Source organism: Enterococcus innesii (assembly GCF_022846515.1).
GTDB classification, from domain to species: Bacteria; Bacillota; Bacilli; order Lactobacillales; family Enterococcaceae; genus Enterococcus_D; species Enterococcus_D innesii.
The window spans coordinates 406,110-427,717 of sequence record NZ_AP025635.1; the positions used below are offsets into that span (position 1 = coordinate 406,110).

The window sequence follows — 21,608 nt, forward strand, 5'->3', positions numbered from 1 at the left end:
TTTTGTAAAAAAGATTTACAAAGAGCATAAAATAAGGAATAATTAGGATATAAACGATTAACCAGGTACTTAATAAAGAAGAAATTCTGTAAAAATCATTTACAAATTATAATAAAAAAATGTAAAAAGGAGTCTACATACCATGTTGCTACAAGAAAAAATGCGCCAAATCAAATTAGCACCAGCGGAACGATCGTTGATCGATTATTTATTAGCCAACCCGACTGCGATGGCGGATCAAACCATCAAGGAATTGTCAGAAAAAACCTATGTTCATCCTTCTACTTTTATTCGGATCGCCAAAAAATTAGGCTTCAATGGTTGGCTCGATTTAAAAACGGCCTTTGTGGAAGAGCAAACTTATATGAGCAGCCATTTTACCGATGTGGATGCGAACTTTCCTTTTTCCTCCCATGACGGCATTATGACCATCGCCAAAAAGTTGGCAAAGCTTGAACAAACAACGATTGAAGATACACTTTCCTTGATCCATCATGATGAATTACAAAAAGCGAAACAATCGTTGCTCAATGCCAACCATATCAAGATCTTCGCCAGTAATGCCAATACCTTGATTTCTCAAGACTTTGTTTTGAAGATGCGACGTTTAGGAAAAAACATCCACGTCTGCGATACCTTCGGCGAAAGTGCCTATGAGGCTTCCAACTGTACCTCCGATACGACTGCGATTTTGATCTCTTATACTGGCGAAAATAAAATGGTCAAAGAAATTGGGAAGATCCTTGCCGAACGGCAGGTTTCCATCATTGGCATGACGAGTATCGGGGAGAACTCCTTGGCAAAATTAAGTAATTGTGTTTTGAATATCACGACAAGAGAAAGACTCTACTCAAAGATCGCCAACTTTACGATCAATACATCGGTTTGCTACTTGCTGGATTTGTTGTATGCAGTCGTTTTTTCGGAGCATTATGAGAAAAATCTGCAGCATTTGATCGATATTGGCATGGCTTACGACAAGCGCCCTACATCATCAACGATTATTGCTGAACCAACCTACGATAAAAATCTTCATTATAAAGACTCACTGTTTCCCAATTAAACAGCTGCCAAAAAGCGATCGCTTCACATGGGCGATCGCTTTTATACTTACTTAGCTCTTGTTAATAAAGTTTTGGCTAAACTAAAGCCGTGATCAAATCATCGGAACAGCCAACTTCTCGTTTGTCAGACTCGATGATATCCAAATAATCGGCGGAGTTGGTAACTAATACTGGCGTCTCAATATTGAATCCAGCTTTGATCAATGCATCTTTATCAAAGCTGATCAGTTTTTGCCCACGAGTGACTTTATCTCCTTGCTTCACATGCGCTTCAAAGAATTCGCCATTTAACTGAACCGTATCCAAACCAATATGAATCAATAGCTCTAAACCGTTATCAGAAATCAAGCCAATGGCATGTTTCGTTGGGAACAAGGTCATTACTGTGCCATCAAAAGGAGCCACAACTTCACCTTTTGAAGGGTGGATCAAGATTCCTTTTCCTAGCACTCCTTGAGCAAAGGCTTCATCTTTTGCGCTGCTCAATGGTGCGATGGTTCCTTCCACTGGAGAAGTGATCACTTCTTTTCGAACAGTCATCGCTGGTTGTCCTTCTGCAATTTCTTCTTCCACTGCATCATCTTTCCAGAAAGCCATCGTCAAACCAAAGCCAATCGCTGCAGCGATCAAGATTCCGAAGACAGAGAACCACATGCCACTAGCGTCGCCTTCTGGAGTGATATAGTTGAAAATGCCAAAGACCCCTAACCCACCAGAGGTGTAGCTCGTTGTACCATTGATCATCAAGAAGGCACCTGCGACCGCACCACCAATCATTGAAAAGAAGAACGGCATTTTTTTCGGTAACGTGATCCCATAAATTGCTGGTTCTGTTACACCAAAAAGTCCTGAAATAATGGCTGGTGGACATAGAGCTTTTAGTTTCTTATCTTTCAGTTTAAAGTACATCGCCATCACAACTGCTGTTTGAGCAAAGCTGGCACCAAATGATGCTACTAAAATCTGACTGTAGCCTAGTTGTGTCACTTGCATAATATGTAGCGGAACAACTGACCAATGCAAGCCGAAAATAACCAAGACTTGCCAGAAGAAGCCTAATAACAAACCATAAATCGCTGGAGAGAAGTCCATCAACGCTTCAAATCCCGAGCTCAAAAGATCCGTCAACATACTGATCACAGGTCCAATCACCAAAAAACCAATTGGCAATGCAATCAATAAAACCAAGAAAGGCACTAAGAACGTTTGGACAACAGACGGAATGATTTTTTTCGCAAATTTTTGAACTTGCGCAGCAAAGGCAATGATAAAGATGACCGGCACCACACTGCTAGTATACGTTGCGCCAACCCACGGAATTCCTAAAAACGTTTCGTACGCAGGCAAGCCTAACAAGCTATACGGTGCAGCAGCTCCCTCGCCAGCTCCGGCAACAAACGCTGCTTGCAAGGCTGATCCTTGAATTGTTGGGTAACAAAGCGCTGACCCGATCACGATTCCTACCATTGGATTTAAGCGAAACTTTTTCGCTGACGTATACCCTAAAATCACCGGCATAAACATGAAGATCGAATCGCCGATCGCATTGAACATCACATAGGTACCAGTCGTTGTTGTATAATCGATCAAGCCTGTTGTACCAATAAAAAGTAACAGTGCATTTAGACCTTTGATCATCCCGGCCGCACACAAAGCCCCTAAGAAGGGTTGGAAGCAACCGCTCAAAATATCGATCAAACGATCAAACAAGTTGCCACCTGAAGCTGTTTCTTCAGCATCACCACTGATTCCTGCAACATCGATCACTTCTGCATAGACATCTGGCACATGGTTTCCGATAACCACCTGGTATTGACCGCCACTCTTCATGACCGTCACGACCCCATCCATGTTCTTTAAGACTTCATCATTTGCGACGCCTTCATCCTTTAATTTAAAACGCAGGCGTGTGATACAATGCGTCAAGCTATTGATGTTCTCTTTCCCACCAACATTTGCTACGATTTTTTCTGCTAATTCACGATATTTTCCCATTTTTGATTCCTCCAATTTTTTTGTATTGAAGGTTTAGCCAACTGAATGTCACTATCCAAAATGTTTTCTTTTTTTGATTTCTTGCTACATGGTCAGATGCCTTGAAGCTGACGTTTGATAAGAATCATTGCGAAGAAATTCTTCTTTTTCGACACCTTCTCATGAATCAAGAAATCCTTCTCCTTTCTTGTTTTTTTCAATCAACGATTCTTTTGCACAAGTCTGGCAATATGAATCGTTAAATACAAACTTTCGTCACTGGACATTTGATACTGATACTGATTTTCTAATAGCTCAGCGATTTTTTGTACGCATTGATACGCATTTCGATACTTCACTTTGACCATAGCCAAAAGATCTTCATCGGTTTCATCCACATGAGTAGTATGGTTTTGCATTCTTGAGACAAAAAATTTCAAATGCGTAGTGAAGCGATAAAAATAAACGGACTCTTCATCAAAGGTTGTTTTGAAAAAATATTTAACAATGTTTATGATGTCTTGCATCGTTTGGGTTAGTTCAGCAATATTGCCTTGGTCACCATTCTCAGTTTGCGCATTGACGAGATGCAGAGCAATAAAGCCAGCTTCGTCATCTGGCAGCTGAATCCCGTAATGTTCTTTGATTTTCTCTACTGTTTTGCAGCCTATTTGGTACTCATCGGGGAAAAAACGCTTGATATCCCACAATAAGACATTTTTGACCGTCATTCCTTTTTTTGATCGTTCAATGGCACAGTGCATGTGATCCGTCAATGAGATGTAAATGGAATCATTGATTGGGGAAGACAATTCTCGCCGAGCATACTCAATGATCTCATTGGATAATTCAAGATATTCCAGTGGTAAGTCAGCAAGCAGCTCTTGAAATTGAGATAAGATCGTCTGATTTTCTAAGCGATACACTTTATCGATCGCTTCTGAAGAAATGTCATCCCCCACTTTTTTCTTAAAGGCAATCCCCCGCCCCATAACAATAATCTCGTTTTGACTTTGATCGGTAGTGATCACAACATTATTGTTTAACACTTTACTGATTTTCATGTCCTACCCCCACTTACTTTATCATTGCGGATATGGTTCATTGCTTATCTTTATTGCTGAGCCAACAGTCAACACAGAAAAAACCTCATGAAAGCAGCGCAAATACCGCAGCTTCATCAGGTTTAGCTTGTTAAAAATCAACAATCACTATCCATTAGAACCAGTTTTATTATCTTTATCATAGCAAAGGTAGAAAGCGCTGTCAATCGTTGTTCGTTATTTTTACCGACACCTAATACAAATCTATTGATCGTTTCTTAAAAACACCAGCGATCAATTTTTATTCGTTCTTATCTTAGATAAAGACAAAACCCTTAGCGAAAGAAAAAAAACCGCTCCCCAAAGATTTGACTGGTCAGTCTAATAATGGGGAGTCGGCTATGGTATCATTTGCTTCTTGTTTTTACAAAAAAACCTAATCATCTTGTTTACGATAATTTTTTTTGATGTAGGGCTGATTTTCTTGGTTCATACGGATAACGATTTTGTCAAAACTATTGTCACTCACTTGTGTCGAACCACTCATTTTGATTTTTGGCTGTACTTCGATCACCTTTGGTTTATACTGCATTTTCCCTTTTGAGATCCGCTTGACTAAAAGTTCAGCAGCTTGTGAACCAATCTCATACGACGGTTTTTCAATCACAGACATTTCATGATGATAAAGTTTGTTCCAGCCTAAATCATCATAGCCCCCAATCGCAACATCTTCTGGAATCCGTAAGCCCAAGCTATAGATCACATGGATCAACGCAAACATCAACTCACTGTTTTCAGCTAATATTGCTAAACGATAGCCTTGATTTTTTTTCAACAATTCGTTTAGTGATTCCTTACACGCGTCAAATGCCGCTTGTGTTTCTTCGATCTCAAATGCTAGTTGTTCAGGATTTCTGACTGCGATTTTAGAACTTTCCAGAAAAAGAGCAAGCTTTTTCTTCCGACTAGGCGTTATGAGCGGTGGTGTAAAGTAAGCGACTCGATCAAAGCCTTCTGAATAAATACGTTGAATCATCTCGGCCGTCGCTTTTTCATTATCAACGATGACTGTATCAATCATCAATTCTTCGATCGTGCAATCAGCCAGCACGATCTTGACCTTTTGCTCAGTCAAGCTTTTCACGAATGCTTCGTCCTGATTCGACGACAGAATCAGCCCTTCCACTTGACGGTCGATCAACGCTTGAATTTGATCCTGCTGAGAAATATTTTTGTGATCGGTTTCAACAAGAATCACCTGAAAAGATTTTCGTATACAATAATCATTGACACCTCGAACTAAAGCTGCTACTTCCGGGATCATGATATTGCTGACAACGATGCCGATCAATCCCGTTTTATTGTTTTTCAACCCCTGTGCTAGCGCATTTGGACGGTATTCAAGCTCTTCGATCACTTCTTCGATGCGCTTTTTTGTCTCTGCTGACATAAATTCATATTTGCCATTCAAATATCTAGAAACGGTGGTTTTTGAAACATTTGCTTTTTCTGACACCATCTTAATGGTGATTTTCTCATTTGCCATTCAATCCACGCCTTGCTTTTTGCTGTTGGTCAATTATATCATGGAACCCTTGAAAAATGAACAAGGACTGATTTCGTTCGACACGGACTGTCCTGACGGATCGTAAAGAAGCCGCTAAGTGAGCGATTTTCACAGAACTAGCCCATTGCTTCAATGTGGCGCATTTCTTGCTGCACGACTTCATATATACTTTTTGAAAAGTCGACTTCCAACGGATAAGAAAGCAAAATATCTAACATTTGAGGCACAAAGTCTGTCTCACACAGTTCTTTTGCAAAGGCCATCGCCGCAATTTCCGAAGCACAACCAACCGTTGACCGATGCTCGTAGGAAAAAAAGCGCCACAGTTGAATCGTTTTGGTGACATGGTACATCGTTGCCCCATGTTGCTCTTCTAAATAGTGAAAAATTTCATGGGCGATCAAGACTCCTCGGATAACTTCTGGTTTAGGCAATATTTGCGAAGATTGAGTCAGATCGGTGTAGGCAACAATGGGTTCAGTGATCAATTCAATGGAGCGCTCCATGATAAACTGCGCAAAGACCATACGAAACTTCGTCGGTTTTCCAGATCTTTCCGTAATCGATAAACCAAGCTTATTCGCCAAGTACCAGGCACGATCTGCCTTTTCCTGTTTTTTCAAATCAAACTGGTCGAGCATTTTTTGCGCCCATGTTCTACCACATAAGATGGCTTCTTCAATGATTTCGTTTTTTTCCTCTTCACTCACTTTATTACGCAGCATCTCGCGGGTAAACTCAAATACTCCCCAACTGGATTCGTTGATGGGCATGAGCTGTTCATACCACGTTTCTAACAATGCCAGATCAACCGTATGTTGCTGTTTCAAGAAAAACCTCTGCTTGATCATAGGGAATTCGCCGCCAGAACCATCACTTCTTCATTTGGATCTAAAGTCGACATTTCGATATCGATCAACAACATCAATGCCTCCAAATCGTTTACTGAAAAATCCATCACCCGAGGTCCGGCACAAATATAGAAATCTGGACGCAAAATCACTTCTGTCTGATAGATCGCCAAGTCATCCCACAGTTGCTCGACTGCTTGCACATAATTCTCCGCGGTGGTTTTGATGACCTTCCCTGAAGCTCGTTGTACTTTAATAAAGCCTTTTTTATCAAGGATTCGAATTGCCGGATTGTCTCCTGTAGAAACACGGGTTCCAAACACATAAAAATGCGAGCTTTTCTCTAAAAGATCAATTTCGTTGGGAGGTAGCCCCAAATCGCCTGCTGCTAATTCTTGGGCTTCCTCAACGGTTGCCTCTGCTAAAAGATCCGTCGTCTTGACTTCGGTGGAACCAGTCGCAATGGCTGTGACTTTAGACGTTTGAGGATCGATTTCGATAAAGACTTCCACACTTTCTGGCGTAGCCCCACTCTCAATGGCTTTGTTGATAGCTTCTGTTTTGATTGATCGCAAGTCTTCTTTCGAAGGGGAAGGAATAATCCGTTCAACGACATCTCGCACCATCGCTAGGGCGACACCAATTGAGGAAATCACCTCAGCATTCTCCGGAATCGAATATTTTACGCCCATTTTTTCTGACAAGTAGATAATTAATGACGAAGCGCCGCCACCAACTCCTACTAATGAAATTTGGCTTTTTTCCAATTTGTATTTTTCTGCTAAAGCCAAAATGACTGGCTCTAATTTTGCGTAAGAACGCTCCATGATTTGAGTCGCGATATCTTCGATCGTCGTGCCACAATATTCCGCTAATACGCCCATCGCTTTTCGAGCTGCTTCGATATTCCCATAAGAAAAATGTTCCGGTTTGATCAAGCCCAACACGTTAGCTGCACATGAGTTGGTGATGGTTACCCGTTCACCATTATCAAATTTGATTGCAACATAATCTGCGGGATCGCCTTCTTTCGGACTAAAGAATTCAACCTCTCCTCCTGTCCAATTGATTGGATCAGAGTAGACAGCGTAGTCAAGACCGGCAATATGTGCAGAACGAGGCCCTACATCTACCACTCCATTAGCAGTTGCACGAATCATGGAACCCCCTGCACAGCCCGTGATCCGAACGTCCAAACTGGAAATGTATGTTTCATGTCCACCAACGACAGAATAGTCGATCGCTGGCCGTCCGTTTTTAATGACACCGATATTGGTGGTTGTACCGCCTACTTCAAAATACACGCCATTTGATGCTCGTAAATACATCAGTGAGCCCATTACTGATGCTGCTGGACCCGAAAGCATAGTCAAAACTGGTCGCTTTTTCATCTCAGCAATCTCCATAACCCCACCATCGCCGCGCATGATCATCAAGGGTACATCTACTCCTGACTCCTTCACAGAGACTTCCGTTGAATTTGCGACAGATAACATTTTAGGTAAAATGCTTGCATTGATAGTAGCAGTTCGTGTTCTTCTGGTCAATCCGTAAAGTTTCGTGATATCCGAAGCAACGGTACATGGAATTCCTTTTTCTGTACAAACTTCCATCACTAGATTTTCAGCATCATTATTATCTACTCCAAAAGCCATACTAGCGACGATCACTTCTGATCCTTGCCTCACTAGATCATCGATCATCTCTTCCACACTCGCTTTATTCATTCCTTTGAGTTTTGAGAAGGCATTGATGATCTTAATGGATCGCTGATTCCCTAGGACGATATCGGCAATTTTTAATTGACGCTTTGCCAGAAACCCTTCGAAACCACCACGAGCCATACCGAAAACACCAATGTCAGCCACATCCCCTTCAATCAAAGCGTTCGTGGCTTGGGTGGTTGAATGAGCAACAAAAATCACACTTTTTGGGTCAATATCATTTTCTTTCATACAATTTTGAAAACTCTCGACAACGCCAGCAGCTACCCCCCGTTCATGATCATGGGTGGTCTTCACGCTGGATTTTCCTATGATCTCGTGAGTCAGATTGTCGATAGCGACAGCTTTTGTATGGGTACCACCTACATCGATCCCCATTCTAACTTTTCTTAATTCACTCATTTCCACTTTCCTCCTACATCCATAGTTGCATGATTTATTGATTAGCTATGTTCTTTCGTCGACTAGTTATTCAATCCGAACAAAATGAGCGCAATGATACACAGGATCGCACTAGAAAGCCACCCAGCTGGTATCGAAAACTTCATGAAATCTTTCGAACCCACTTTATGATGTCCTAGCCCCCATGCTACCCATGACTGAGTAATATCCAAATGCTGAGGAGCGATCGTGACCACAGCGAAAAGTGGAAAAATGAATGCCAGATCCCAATTTGTGGCAGCTAAGATCACTGCCGCTACTGCTCCTCCTGATCCGACTAAGTTCAAAGGACCACGGAAGAAACCGAGGGGTGCTAAGATGGCAAATAAGATCGCAAGAGCCACGGTACTATGAGGAACTAGACCGCCAACGATTGGTTCAAAGAAAGGAACCGCTAGACTTGCAGCTGAATTAAACATAGCCAGCACTAATAAGAAACCTACCAGGGGCGCAACATCGACAGCGCCATCTGCAAATTGTTTAGCTAACATGCGGCAAATATTCACAAAACCACCTTTTAATTTTCCGCAAGTCAGTAAGGCGTACAAAGCTGCTAGAATAAATGCAGGAATAATAGGAAACTCAGCAAACACTACGAGTAAGACTGGTGCGATCACAGCAACCCAAGAATACCAAGGAGCATCGCCTGAAGTTGCACCAGGTGTGGAAGCCCACGCTTTGACTTTTGATGATTTCGCACGACTTAAAGCAATATTGGCAAAAACCAATGTCACAATTAAGGAAACGACTAGTGCGATCATGCCGAATGTGAAATAGTCGGAAAACCCATATTCCATCATAGATTGACTTCCTTCAGGTTGTAATGCTGCTAAAATACCTTGGTATTGCACAAAATTTGTTACATTGGCAAAAATTCCCGCCATGATGGAACCCATAAAAGCGAATAAAGCGATCGCTGTTGGAATACCCAACGCTTGCAAAATCGGCATAACGATCACTGCGATAGAGATTACAGGACCAATGCCTGTCATGGAAGTGAAACATAAGGCAGTAACAGTACATAAAAGGGTCATGGTGATCCGTGGTTTATCTCCACCAAGCTCAACAACCTTTCGAATAAGCGTTGCAGCGATCCCTGTATCCATCAAAATCCGACCAAAGAAGGAACCGAAGAAAATATTGACCAGAATCGAACTAGCAAAACCGGCGGGTCCTGTTTGATAAATGTTCGTGATCGTATCGACAAAGTTCAAAGCTGTTAAATCCGGACTCAACGCATTGCCAATAAAAGCTAAAACGGTCCAAAGTGTTGCCATAACGAAGAAACCCACCATCAGGTTGAACCCTTTGACGCAGTACCAAACCATTCCTAAGAAAGAAACGATCATTAAAATACCAATTATAATTTCTACCATAAATTTTCCCTCATCTTTCCATTTGAACTATTTTTTTGTTCATACATCGTGCTGCAAGTTTCTACGTTTGCTACTTCCCCTATTCTCGCTGAATGCGACCTTTGTCATGAAAAAAACGGCTAGACTTGTGACCATTTCCCACGTTTTCTTTCCTCCTCTTTTTTTGTTAACCGTTTTAGTTAACCGGTTAACAAAGATTTTAAAAAAATAAAACAACGAATGATTTCTCGTGTTTATCCACTCCACTATCTTTGAGCTCTCAATACATTCCTATTCGCCCCCTTTCTCAATGGGGCTACCATTATTCCAATCACCCTCCACAATCCTCTCTTGTCGGTTGGGCTTTTCGTAAAAGATAGGCTCAGGATGCTTGCCTTTTGCTTAGATCAGCTTCCCTCCTATTTATCCTCTATGATTTGATCCTCCTATTTGCGCAACATTTCACATGAAGCTCCTTTGCCACTCGCTTGACCACGCGTAATTCCTAGTCTAAACCGAAAGGAATCGCGACCGTTTGATCTGTTTGTATGTCTAGGAGCTAGTTGCTTTAATGTCTACATAATAGCAAAGGGTGAAAACGCTGTCAATCACAAATAGAAATTTTTCCCTTCATTTGTTCAATTTATACAAAATAGACCTTAAAATACCTAGGTGGTATTTTAAGGTCTATTGGTCGTTTAAACTTCACTTGCCTGCAAACGATACATATCGGCATACAACCCTTTTTGAGCCAAAAGTTCATCGTGGGTGCCTCGTTCGACGATCGAGCCTTTATCAAGCACCAAAATCAACTCGGCATCGCGGATGGTAGACAACCGATGGGCGATCGCGATCGTGGTTCGCCCTTGACGCATATTGGCCAATCCTTCTTGGATCAGTCCTTCTGTTTCAGTATCAATATTGGCAGTTGCCTCATCCAAGACCAGAACTTTCGGATCGGTCACCATCGTGCGAGCAAAGGAGATCAATTGTCGCTGACCGCTTGAATAACTGGCACCCCGTTCAATCACTTTGGCGTGGTATTTACCAGGTAGTTTTTGAATGAAAGCATCTGCTTGAACAAATTTTGCTGCTTTTTCAATCTGTTCCTCATCAATGTCCTGATTTAATAAGCGGATATTATCAGCGATGTCCCCATAAAACATGAAGGCATCTTGCAATACGAGTCCAACTTTTTTCCGAAGCTCTTCCATCGTAAAGTCGCGGATATCTTGATCATCGATCAAAATTTGTCCTTCCCCGAATTCATAAAAACGCATCAGCACATTGATGATCGAGCTCTTGCCACTTCCTGTGTGACCGACTAAAGCCACGGTCTCACCCGGATAGGCGATGAAAGAAATATGATTCAATACGTTGTTTTTTCCATCATAGGAAAAACTGACATCACGAAATTCGATTTTTCCTTTGGTGATGGTTTGACTGGCATCGGGGTTTTGCTGCGGCGTATATTCTTCATTATCCATAATCTTCAAAATACGGCTGCCGGCTACCATCCCATCAGTAAAGACGCTGAGAAAATCCATCATCTGTGTCATGGGATTAAAAAATCCTTGAATATAGGTCGTAAAGGCGAAAATCAACCCGACTTCAATGGGCGATTCTAAAGCATCAAACCCAAAGACCGTCAATGACAAGGCGATCGCTAAGGCATACAACAAACTAATGATTGGTGATAATAGCAGCGCATTCGTGCGGATCATGGCGTATCTAGTTTTCAAATAATCATCGTTGGTCGCTTCGAATTCTTCATTCAGCCGCGCCTCTTGGCGGAATTGTTGAATGATCTGCATACCAGAAATCGATTCATTCAATTTCGTATTCAGCTGACTCAGTTTTTCCCGCATTTGACGATAGATACGAGAGCTGAATTTTTGATAATACCAGATGACTACCATTAGGATTGGCAGAAAAATCAAGTTTAATAAGGCGATTTTGACGTTGATGCGGAACATGGCGGCAAAAGAAGAAACCACCGCAAAAATTCCTGTCAATACCATCAAGAAGACATACCAAAATTCATACAATGTTTCTGTGTCGTTGCTGACCCGTGAAACGATTGACCCTGCTGGTGTCTGATCGAAATAACGCATCCCAAGACTATGCAATTTTTCAAATAATTTTGCTCGAATATATTGATAGGTTTTTAAAGAACCCATCGAATAAAGGAACCATTGGAAAAACCAAATCACAGCTTTTACCAAAACCCCAAAGAAATACAGCGCAGCAAAGAAATAAATGACTTGCTGGGTCGCCGTTTGATTGGTCAAATAATTATCCATAAAGGTTTGAATGATCAAAGGCAACAAGATATTGACGATCGATAGCACAAAAGCAAAAAAGATCGCTGCATAGAAGGTTTTTCGAAATGGCTTGGCAAAAAGAAACATTCGTTTGATGATGTTTTTTTGCTCTTTAAAGGGAATCGATTTGCTCCATTCTGATTCTTGCATTAGGCTTCACTCCCTTCGATTTTAGCTTCTAATTGCTGTTTGTCCCACATTTTTTTATACCAGCCATTTGCAGCCAATAATTGTTCATGGGTCCCGCGTTCACTGATTTTCCCATTGTCGATCACCAGAATTTCTTCTGCGTGCTTGACACTGCTTAGGCGGTGAGCAGCAATGATTGTTGTTTTATTCTGACGGAAGGTCCGTAACTGTTGTAAAATAGCTTCTTCCGTTTTGGCATCTACTGCTGAAAGGGCGTCATCTAAAATCAATAATTCTGGATCAGTGATCAAGGCACGGGCAATGGATAAACGCTGTTTTTGTCCGCCGGAAAGAGAAACACCACGTTCCCCCACCATCGTTTCGTATCCATCAGGAAACTGACTAATATCCTCATGGATCACTGCTAATCCAGCAGCCGCTTCCACTTCTGCTTGAGAAGCTCGTGGTTGCGCAAAGCGGATATTGTCTCGAATCGTCATGGAAAATAAGAAATGATCTTGCGGAACATAGCCAATCGAACCCAAAAGAGCATTCAAGGAGTATTGCTTGCTATCGATGCCCCCGAAGGTGATCGCTCCATCAAATGAATCATACTCTCGCAACAAGAGCTTCATCAAAGAGGTTTTTCCAGCACCGGTTTTCCCGACGACACCTAGTGTTTGCCCGGCAGGCAAAGTAAAGTGGATGTCTTGCAGGGCAAAATCATCTCCTTGATAGTGAAACTCATTGATTTGAACGTTCACCGTTCCTTGGGCTGGGGCATTGACCGCATCTTTGGCTTCAATAATATGGGTCTTTGCCGCCAACAATTCGGCAACCCGATCATAACTAGCATTGCCTCGTTCCAGCACATTAAACAGACGTCCGATGGCAAACATCGGCCAAACTAACATACCGATATAACTGATGAAGGATACCAATTGACCGATCGAGATGGTACCGTCCATAACATAATTGCCGCCAACGATGATCGTCAGCACATAGGAGATTCCGATGATGATCGTAATAAACGGATCAAACAAGGCATCCAGAAAATTGACTTTGCGGTTTTTGATGATGGCATGGTCGATTTTGGTTTGAAAATCAGCGATGTCCTCTTTTTCCTGTCCAAAAGTTTTGATGACTTTCATCCCAGTAATACTTTCTTGGGCTTTGTCGTTGATGGAAGAAAAGGCTTCTTGCGAGTCACGAAACGCATCATGCAATTTGCTACCAAGAACCCGTGCCATGACTGCTAAGAAAGGCAGCGGCAATAGAGCAATGATCGTTAACCGCCAGTCGATAAAGAGAACCATCGCAATGATGGTTGCCCCTCCCGAGATGAAGGAATCGGCAAAGGTTAAGATCCCCGCCCCTGCCACATTTTGGATGGCATTCAAGTCATTGGTGGCATGGGCCATCAAATCACCTGTCCGATGCTTTTGATAAAACAACTGATCCATCCTTGTAAAATGTGCAAATAGCTGTCTGCGTAACGTTTTTTCTAGCCGAGCAGCACTGCCCCAGATATGCGTCCGCCAGACGAAACGGAACACGTATTGAGCGATAGCTGAAGCAATCAAGATCATGACCCAAAAAAAGATCGTCTGCATCGAGATCTCTTTTTCCGCAATCTCATCGATGATGATCCCAATAACTTTTGGGGGTGCCAACTGTACCAAGGCGACTAGGACTAAAGAGCCTACGCCTAACAAATAATGTTTCTTTTCTTGTTTAAAAAACCAACCTAACTTCCTAAATATTGACATAACACTCTCCATTTCTTTGTGACCTGTTGCCTAAATTTTGCGATTTTTCCGAATATTTATTAGATTCAGATTCGATTGCTACCCCGCTATTCACAGAAAGTAAATAGCAAAAGCAGCATGCGGCCATTTTTTTATTAGTTTCTACATTTTGCCGCAATAAAAAGCGAGCTGATAAAATCAGCCCGCTTCTTAGAAAAAAACCTACTTTTGGTTTTTCATTTGCTGCATCATCTGACGAATTTTTTTCTCAGAAGGTTTTTGACCCATTGACATCATCATCGAGCGAAGCATATCCTCATTAACGGGAGGATTTTTCTTTAGATAATCTTGCATATATTTACGCGCCAAAAAGAAGCCGCCGACAGCGCCTAGTAATGCTGCAACAACAGCGATCACGATTACGATTCCTATATTAATAGTCATTTGAAAACTCTCCTTTCTCTTGTACTCTCAATGAATCATTTTACTAGAAAAAAACACAAAAAGAAAGAGTGAAAGCTGGATTTATCCAAAAACTTTCACTCGTTTCCTCAACTTAATACGACATCTCTTTTGTTGAATAACCAATTTGTTAAAAGGTAGATTAAAACACTGTAAACAAGGATCCCGATCGCCATTTGCCAATAGCCCAATCCCGGATCAAAGGCAGTCATCTGCATGTCAGGACTATTTAATAAACTCGGTATCTGCTCTTTGATATTCATAAAATTAAATGGATTCCACTTCAGCCATGAGTATTTTTCTTGCGCAAAAAGCATGATCGAGTTGATGATGCTGCTTCCGAACAACATACCCAAGCCTAAGCCTACCGCCAGGCTTTGAGAGCGAATGACGGCTGAGATAAAGATGGTCAATGCAATATAAAAGACAATCAATAGCAAGTTGGTTCCCGCAAAAACAAGGGCAACGAGAATCGCCGCTAGCCCGTTGTAGCCAGTAGCAGCAAAAGGTGATTCAGCTGCTAAAAATAAATTGGCAGCTGCTAAACTACTGATGAGTAAAACAGCAGTCCCTAAAAGCGCAAATAAAAACGTGTTGATGGCTTTTGCTGCTAAGATTTGGCTTCTGGAAAAAGGCCGAATCAATAAGAACTTGATCGTTCCACGACTGAACTCTTCCGCCACTGAAGAAGCTGCCACAATCACTACAAATAAGTTTAAGAACGAAGTCATGTCGCTCAAAGAAGCAAACAAATCATTGGCACCAATTTCTGGACTACCTAAGCGTACAACATAGGTCAAGCCAAACGTCATTAAAACCAATAAAAGCAACATGATCCAAGTAGAACGCTTTTTGGTTAATTTGATCCATTCATTTTTAATCAATGTCAGCATGCTTACAAACCTCCTTCTTCGGTCCAAGCCAAGAATGTATCTTCTAGAGAAGATTGCTTTGTCCGTAGTTCTTTCAAGCCGATACCCGCCGTCACGATCGCTGCAGCGATTGCCGAACGCTGATCGGTTGCTAGAGTGACTTGCAATTCATCTGCAACCTGCAGGACCTCGACCTCAAAGGAAGCTTTTAACAGTGCTTCTGTTTGCGCATTATCATCTGTTTTAATAATCAGTACATTTTTCTCTGCTTTCAACTCTGCCATTGCTACTTGATGAGTGACTTTTCCTTTTTGCACCACGATCAAATGATCGGCAATTTGTTCGATATCGCTTAATTGATGACTGGAAACTAAGACAGAAACTCCTTTTTCTCTCAAAGAAAGAATCATTTCTCGAAACTCCCGCATGCCTTTAGGATCCAGACCATTCATCGGCTCATCTAAAACTAATAAGTCTGGTTGATGGACCAATGCCTGGGCAACACCTAAACGCTGACGCATCCCTAATGAATAGGTTTTGACTTTTTGATGGATATGTCCTTCTAAATGTACCTGACGAATAAGTGCTTCTAATTCTGCTGTCGTACTTTTTTTCTTCGCCATGCGCTGATACTGCATCAAATTTTCATATCCGGTCATGTAATTATAAAACTCAGGATTCTCAACGATCGCTCCGACTGAGGCAATCGCTGTTTTAAACGAAGAATCCAATAAATTTCCCATAATGGCAATCGATCCTGTGTTGTGCTTCATCAAGCCAACGATCATCCGGATAATCGTCGTCTTCCCAGCCCCATTAGGCCCTAATAAACCAACGACTTGTCCTTGGTCCACCACAAAGGAAACATCATCAATGATTCGTTTGGTTCCAATCAATTTGGAAACATTTTGCAGTGCTAATACTTCTGTCAAAGTTACCCCTTCTTCCTAACACCATTTCTGCAACGATTTTAAATAAAAAACGTTATGATAATATGTATACCATGCCATCTCTGTAAAAAAAAGTCAAGAAGCGAAAAAGGAACATCGATGCTCCTGTTTTTGCTTCTTGTCCTCTTCGTCTATCACTGTCACTTTTCAGGTTTGACCTATTGCTACTGGTCAAAAACTTGGCAAAATTATAAGTTCTATTTGCTCGATCTTATAGCGGGATCACTCCGTTCGGGTGAATGCCAGCTGGGCGAACGCCGCCTTATTCTTGGCACTTCTGATCTGTTTGATCACTTGCTTGAGCTGTTTCCACTCCTTTGCGCTTGGGTGACCATTCCAATAAAAGAGGTACGGCTGTTCTTCCTCAGAAAATTCCTGATGGATCGGATAATCGCTGATCACCAAATCTGGCTTTTGAGACAGCGAATAATGGGCCATCGCTCGATGCGTGGCGTTCATCAAGCGGTTCTTGATCCAAAGCTCTTGCGTTTTTCCGTATTTCGAATGGATCGAGAACGTGACCGGCTGTTCATATTTTATAAAAATAACTCTCAGTAACATACAGTATTGGAAAATCAAGCGATCATTCATTTGCAGTAATCTACGCAACTCTGGTAAAGAAACAGTCGCTTCCAAAAAAAAACGTTTCATGGTTGGATAAAGCACCGGAAAAGCTGCTTGCAGCTCTTGCTCGTCGGTTGTTTTGCCAAAACTATCGCTTTTTTGTCGCGTACCAAAACAGCCAGAGGCGGAATGGATCATTACCAGATTAACCAGTAAATAGTTTTTTTCGGCTTCTGTAAACGTCAACCGAAAATACACGGCTAGTTTTTCAACGAGCTGCGCTTCTTGCTGGTACTGTGGTTGAGTCAGCCACGAGATGTTAGCAGCATCGAGATCCTCCTCAAGATAGGTGTTAATTACGCCAAACATATAATACAAGAAACTGCGTTCATCCTCCGAAATATCAGAAAAAGGCAGATGATTCCTGTTAAACAATGGTTTCAAAAAGACCTGATCAAACTGATTTTTTTCAATTAATGGGTGCTCAAACGTAAGTACTTCTTTTGGTAAAAATAAAAGCGGATGCTTTTGGTAGATTCTTTGCACGGAGATAGCGAATAGATGAAGAAATTTCTCGATATCGATTTTTCTCATATAAGAAGCATGGTTTTCAAACAACGCTACAGCCTGCTCTTTCTCCTTGAGCGATGCCAAGACTCGTGAGTCCTTCTCATCAAAAATTTGCCAATAGGTAAGATGATAAAAATAGCGGATCGCATATTCAGCACCTGCCAAAGGATCACCTTTTTTTAAACTATACGACAAATGATAGTTCGCCAAAACATGATTTAACTCCTGCAATTTTCGTTGAATCGTGCGGGGACTGCTGAAGGTTTTTTGACTGAGTTGTTCAAGGGAATGATAGTCCCCCTGAAAGAGTGCATCCAGCAAGATAAATCCAACGGTTCCCCGCAACAATACACTATAGGCTTGACTCAATAGGAATCGTGGAGAAAAAGCAATGGACACTTCTTTCTCCAGCCGATCATAGGTCAAAGTAAACTGAGGATAGCGTGCACGAAACACCTCTACTTGCTGAACGATCGACTGCATTTTGTTGGTTTTCCTATCGAAAACACTTGAGAGCTCTTTCATTGTATAGTCTTTCTTGTTCGTTTCGTAACAATAACTTAGAAACGCATAAATTTGTTTTTCTGTCGTATCCAAAAGTGCCTGTAACATGAAATTTCCCTCGCTTGTATAATCAGCAAACGCTGTTTTTACCTTAAATTTGTCATCTTACAAAATTGTAAGATGTCAATGTTTGGTGATCGTACCACCGTGCGCTCTTTTCTGTCAAATCACTTTTAACAAATTTTCCTTTCGTTATCTGTGTATTTTCATAAAAAAAGTCTGACGCCTCAAAACGATCGTCAGACATTTTGTTAAACAGTAAAACAAAACGTGATTGTGCTTTCTGGGGAAGAAAATTCCAATCGTGGGTTATCAAGCCTCTCATTTTCCTTGGCTTTTTTCTTTACTGCCTCTCATCAGAAAATAACTTTCGATTCAGCCAGTAAAGGAAGACAGCAAGGATAACCACGCCTAGACCAAAGAGGATATAGTAAATACTCGTATTTTTGCTGCCGGTTTTCGGTAGTACGGCTCCATTGACCTCCTTAGCACTGCTTGTCTTCGTACGTTGTTCCTGTTCCTTTTTCATTGAAGACGATGCTTTAGCGAGTTGTTTGCCTGCGGGATCATTGGAGGAAACACTTAGCTTGCTTGACTGACTTTGGTTCGGCGCTAATTTGTTTGGTTTCGTTTCTGAATCTGAAAGCTCCTCAGATGCAGCTTCACTAACGGTCGTTGTTCCTGTTGTTGCGGTGGTTTCTCGACTCCTAGTTATCTGACTTGATTCGCTCTCACTGACTGGTTGAGTGTTCAAACTTTCTGACTCACTTGAATTGTGACTACTTTCTATACTTTGAGAATCCTGACTTGTGTTTTCCGTAGTAGAAGTCCTTGGATCCATGGATTGAGAGTCGCTAAATTTCGGTTCGATACTACTAAAGGAAGAGCCCGTTTCTTCAGTCACCTTAGAGCTTGCGCTTATCTCAGAGTTCGTGGTTTCGCTAGAGCTCGGGGGTGTTATTACCTGCCATTGACTGGGCTTCAAGTTCTCAGTTATCGTTGTTTCACCATCATATATGACAACTAAATCAACTTTATCCATACTTTTTATCTCATCAATAACCATCTCAGCTTGAATTCTTAAGTAGTTTTCAACACCTGAAAACCAATCGACATTCGTTAAAACTGTTTCGCCGATCACTTTTTCGCTGTGACCGTTCCCATCCCAACCATAAGTTAGTAGGACACGAACCTTTTGTGAAGTTAGTGTTTTGTTCGGACGCACCGGAACCGTGATCATTTTCAAGGTTTCGTCATAGATCACTCGGTTGGTTTGAACAGAAAACGATAAATTCCCTCCGGCTCGTTCTTTTGCTGAAGTATGATCGAAACCAAACACCAGTAGCAATAATCCCGCTAACAGCAAAATTAACACGATTCCAATCAGTTTTCTCATTTCCTCACTTCCTAAATGAATATTTCAAGATAACTTGATAAGGAAATTATAATAAATTCTCAGAGAAAACATGCGCCGAAAAAAAAAGGAAAGTGGCCATAAAATGGCATCTTCCCTTTAAATAAGTCTTTATTAATTTTTCTTCCTAGTAATAATACTGCCTCCAAAATTTCAGTTTCTATCTACCTGATAAATTTACACCAACTTAACTTCAACGCGCATCCTGCTAAAACCATTCCTATTGCAATCCATAAATGATTAGACGCTTCATTCGTTTGAGGAAACTGCTGTTTTTCTGATTGATTATGCAAATTATTTGATTGGGATACCTGCATGTTCCCAGGGGTTGAACTTTGATGTGTCATCGCCCCATTATTACTAGAACTACTCCCGTTATTTGATTCTGAACTACTAATCATACTGTTTCCACTACTTGGTTCCGTGCTACTACTTGTACTGCTTTCGCTACTTGTTTCCGTGCTATTACTTGTACTGCTTTCGCTACTTGGTTCGGTTGTACTACTGGTGCTGCTTTCACTACTTGGTTCCGTGATACTACTTGTGCTGCTTTCGCTGCTTGGTTCCGTGCTATTGCTGGTGCTGCTTTCGCTACTTGGTTCCGTGCTACTACTTGTACTACTTTCACTACTTGGTTCCGTACTACTACTTGTACTGCTTTCGCTACTTGGTTCCGTGCTACTACTTGTACTACTTCCACTACTTGGTTCGGTTGTACTACTGGTGCTGCTTTCGCTACTTGGTTCCGTGCTGCTGGATTCTCCTGGTTCACCGGTTCCACCACCACCGCCACCATAGCGTGGTGTATAGCCAGTAATACTGCTTGTTCTTGGCACATCATTGACCACGGCATCAAGGATGCCCCGATTGGTATATTGTTCCAATGAACCATCCGTTTCTGTTTTGTAGGTAATGTAGATCCGTTCCTCTGTATCCCGCAAAGGAATTTCAAAGGAGCCATCACTGTTTAAAACGATCGGTACTTCATCAACATATGTTGGGTTGGAAACGCTGGGTCCGTAAACAACTCGAGCAGTCGTACTGACGAGTGTCTGATGGGGACCTAAAATATCAATAAACGTTCCATCTTTGATCGTCACTTGGTTTGTATCAAACGAGTTGATGTACACACGCCAATCAATAATCCGTTTGGGTTCTTGCGTACCTAAATACAGTCCTTGTTTGGTGAGTAAGGCACCCTCCCCTGTATCATCCACTGCTTGAATAAAAATAGGCACCGATTGCGTTCCATTTACTGTTTCGAAGTTAATGTTGTTGATTTGGTTCTCTGTCACTTCATCGCTGAACTTTGTCCAAAAATAAAAGTCCCCATGTACATTGGTATTTTTTTCGACAAATTCCGTGAAAACAAAGGTCAGCTGATTGCCAACTTGGGTAACATTGACCACTAAGTTGTTATTTTCATCGTATAAAGCATACGTATTATTGACGCCTTCAATCTCAACTGGCAAGGTGACTGTTGCTTTGTCACCGGCTTTTACGTCACCCAAATTTTCTAAACTCCACCTCATATCTATTTTAAACGAGTCATCTTTTTCGATACTTGTAATGACTTCATTGTGGCTATTGACGATCGACACATTTGTGATCAGCTTGGCTCCCACATCGGTTTCTCCATAAACAATCCGCATACCGGCAAAAACAGGAAGTAACAGTAGCAAGACAGCAAATGCTTTTCCTAGTCGTTTGATCATTGGTTTCCTCCTTAAGTGAGCGCTTAGCTAAACCTACCGATCACAGCAGTCACTGTGCTCGACATGAATATTGTACTTAACAATTGTCTTTTCGTTTCACGTTGAGAAAATAGACTTCCAGTTGCCACATTCTAGCAGCGAATCGGCGACTGCTTGATAGAATAAGTGTTAACTAATTTTATCTGCATATTAGTGATTTACACAATTAAAACGCTTCATTGCCAAAGGAAAATAACATTGCAGCAAATAAAAAGCCAAATCCCAATCCGTGTTGACT

Annotated in this window: 15 protein-coding genes; 1 reads left to right on the plus strand and 14 read right to left on the minus strand. The window is 41.5% G+C overall.

The window, feature by feature from the left end; all coding sequences use genetic code 11:
* Positions 1–142: 142 nt before the first annotated feature.
* Positions 143–1,063 (plus strand): MurR/RpiR family transcriptional regulator, encoded by a 921-nt coding sequence (locus ENLAB_RS01960; RefSeq protein ID WP_005235454.1) that lies wholly within the window; start codon positions 143–145, stop codon positions 1,061–1,063.
* Between the two features lie 76 nt (positions 1,064–1,139).
* Here the strand turns inward: ENLAB_RS01960 and ENLAB_RS01965 are convergent, their stop codons facing one another.
* The 14 genes from ENLAB_RS01965 to ENLAB_RS02030 form a co-directional block, all read right to left on the minus strand.
* Positions 1,140–3,059 carry a beta-glucoside-specific PTS transporter subunit IIABC gene (locus ENLAB_RS01965; RefSeq protein ID WP_086292200.1) on the minus strand — a complete coding sequence of 640 codons (1,920 nt, stop codon included), beginning with the start codon at positions 3,057–3,059 and terminating at the stop codon, positions 1,140–1,142.
* A gap of 200 nt (positions 3,060–3,259) precedes the next feature.
* The gene (licT, locus tag ENLAB_RS01970; protein WP_244352368.1) at positions 3,260–4,102 is read right to left on the minus strand and encodes a BglG family transcription antiterminator LicT; all 843 of its coding nucleotides are present in this window, start codon (positions 4,100–4,102) and stop codon (positions 3,260–3,262) included.
* 415 nt (positions 4,103–4,517) lie between these two features.
* Complete coding sequence (locus ENLAB_RS01975; protein WP_086292198.1) at positions 4,518–5,627, minus strand: LacI family DNA-binding transcriptional regulator; 1,110 nt, start codon at positions 5,625–5,627, stop codon at positions 4,518–4,520.
* Positions 5,628–5,764: 137 nt separating this feature from the next.
* Positions 5,765–6,478: a hypothetical protein gene (locus tag ENLAB_RS01980; protein WP_244352370.1), complete on the minus strand. Its 714-nt coding sequence runs from the start codon at positions 6,476–6,478 to the stop codon at positions 5,765–5,767.
* 17 nt (positions 6,479–6,495) lie between these two features.
* Positions 6,496–8,625, minus strand: coding sequence for a hydantoinase/oxoprolinase family protein (locus tag ENLAB_RS01985; RefSeq protein WP_244352372.1), 2,130 nt, complete (start codon positions 8,623–8,625; stop codon positions 6,496–6,498).
* 62 nt (positions 8,626–8,687) lie between these two features.
* Positions 8,688–10,040, minus strand: a complete 1,353-nt coding sequence (locus ENLAB_RS01990; protein ID WP_086292195.1) for an SLC13 family permease — start codon at positions 10,038–10,040, stop codon at positions 8,688–8,690.
* A gap of 677 nt (positions 10,041–10,717) precedes the next feature.
* Positions 10,718–12,493 (minus strand): ABC transporter ATP-binding protein, encoded by a 1,776-nt coding sequence (locus tag ENLAB_RS01995; RefSeq protein ID WP_086292193.1) that lies wholly within the window; start codon positions 12,491–12,493, stop codon positions 10,718–10,720.
* The gene (locus ENLAB_RS02000; protein WP_140964911.1) at positions 12,493–14,241 is read right to left on the minus strand and encodes an ABC transporter ATP-binding protein; all 1,749 of its coding nucleotides are present in this window, start codon (positions 14,239–14,241) and stop codon (positions 12,493–12,495) included. The genes ENLAB_RS01995 and ENLAB_RS02000 overlap by 1 nt, the downstream gene beginning before the upstream one ends.
* A 201-nt stretch (positions 14,242–14,442) precedes the next feature.
* Complete coding sequence (locus ENLAB_RS02005; RefSeq protein WP_005225816.1) at positions 14,443–14,664, minus strand: YneF family protein; 222 nt, start codon at positions 14,662–14,664, stop codon at positions 14,443–14,445.
* Positions 14,665–14,771: 107 nt separating this feature from the next.
* Positions 14,772–15,575 carry an ABC transporter permease gene (locus tag ENLAB_RS02010; RefSeq protein WP_244352374.1) on the minus strand — a complete coding sequence of 268 codons (804 nt, stop codon included), beginning with the start codon at positions 15,573–15,575 and terminating at the stop codon, positions 14,772–14,774.
* 2 nt (positions 15,576–15,577) lie between these two features.
* Positions 15,578–16,486 (minus strand): ABC transporter ATP-binding protein, encoded by a 909-nt coding sequence (locus tag ENLAB_RS02015; protein WP_081118089.1) that lies wholly within the window; start codon positions 16,484–16,486, stop codon positions 15,578–15,580.
* A gap of 240 nt (positions 16,487–16,726) precedes the next feature.
* Positions 16,727–18,250: a helix-turn-helix domain-containing protein gene (locus ENLAB_RS02020; protein ID WP_244352376.1), complete on the minus strand. Its 1,524-nt coding sequence runs from the start codon at positions 18,248–18,250 to the stop codon at positions 16,727–16,729.
* A gap of 295 nt (positions 18,251–18,545) precedes the next feature.
* The gene (locus ENLAB_RS02025) at positions 18,546–19,598 is read right to left on the minus strand and encodes an LPXTG cell wall anchor domain-containing protein (RefSeq protein ID WP_081118087.1); all 1,053 of its coding nucleotides are present in this window, start codon (positions 19,596–19,598) and stop codon (positions 18,546–18,548) included.
* Between the two features lie 182 nt (positions 19,599–19,780).
* The gene (locus tag ENLAB_RS02030) at positions 19,781–21,331 is read right to left on the minus strand and encodes an Ig-like domain-containing protein (RefSeq protein WP_244352378.1); all 1,551 of its coding nucleotides are present in this window, start codon (positions 21,329–21,331) and stop codon (positions 19,781–19,783) included.
* Between the last annotated feature and the right edge of the window lie 277 nt (positions 21,332–21,608).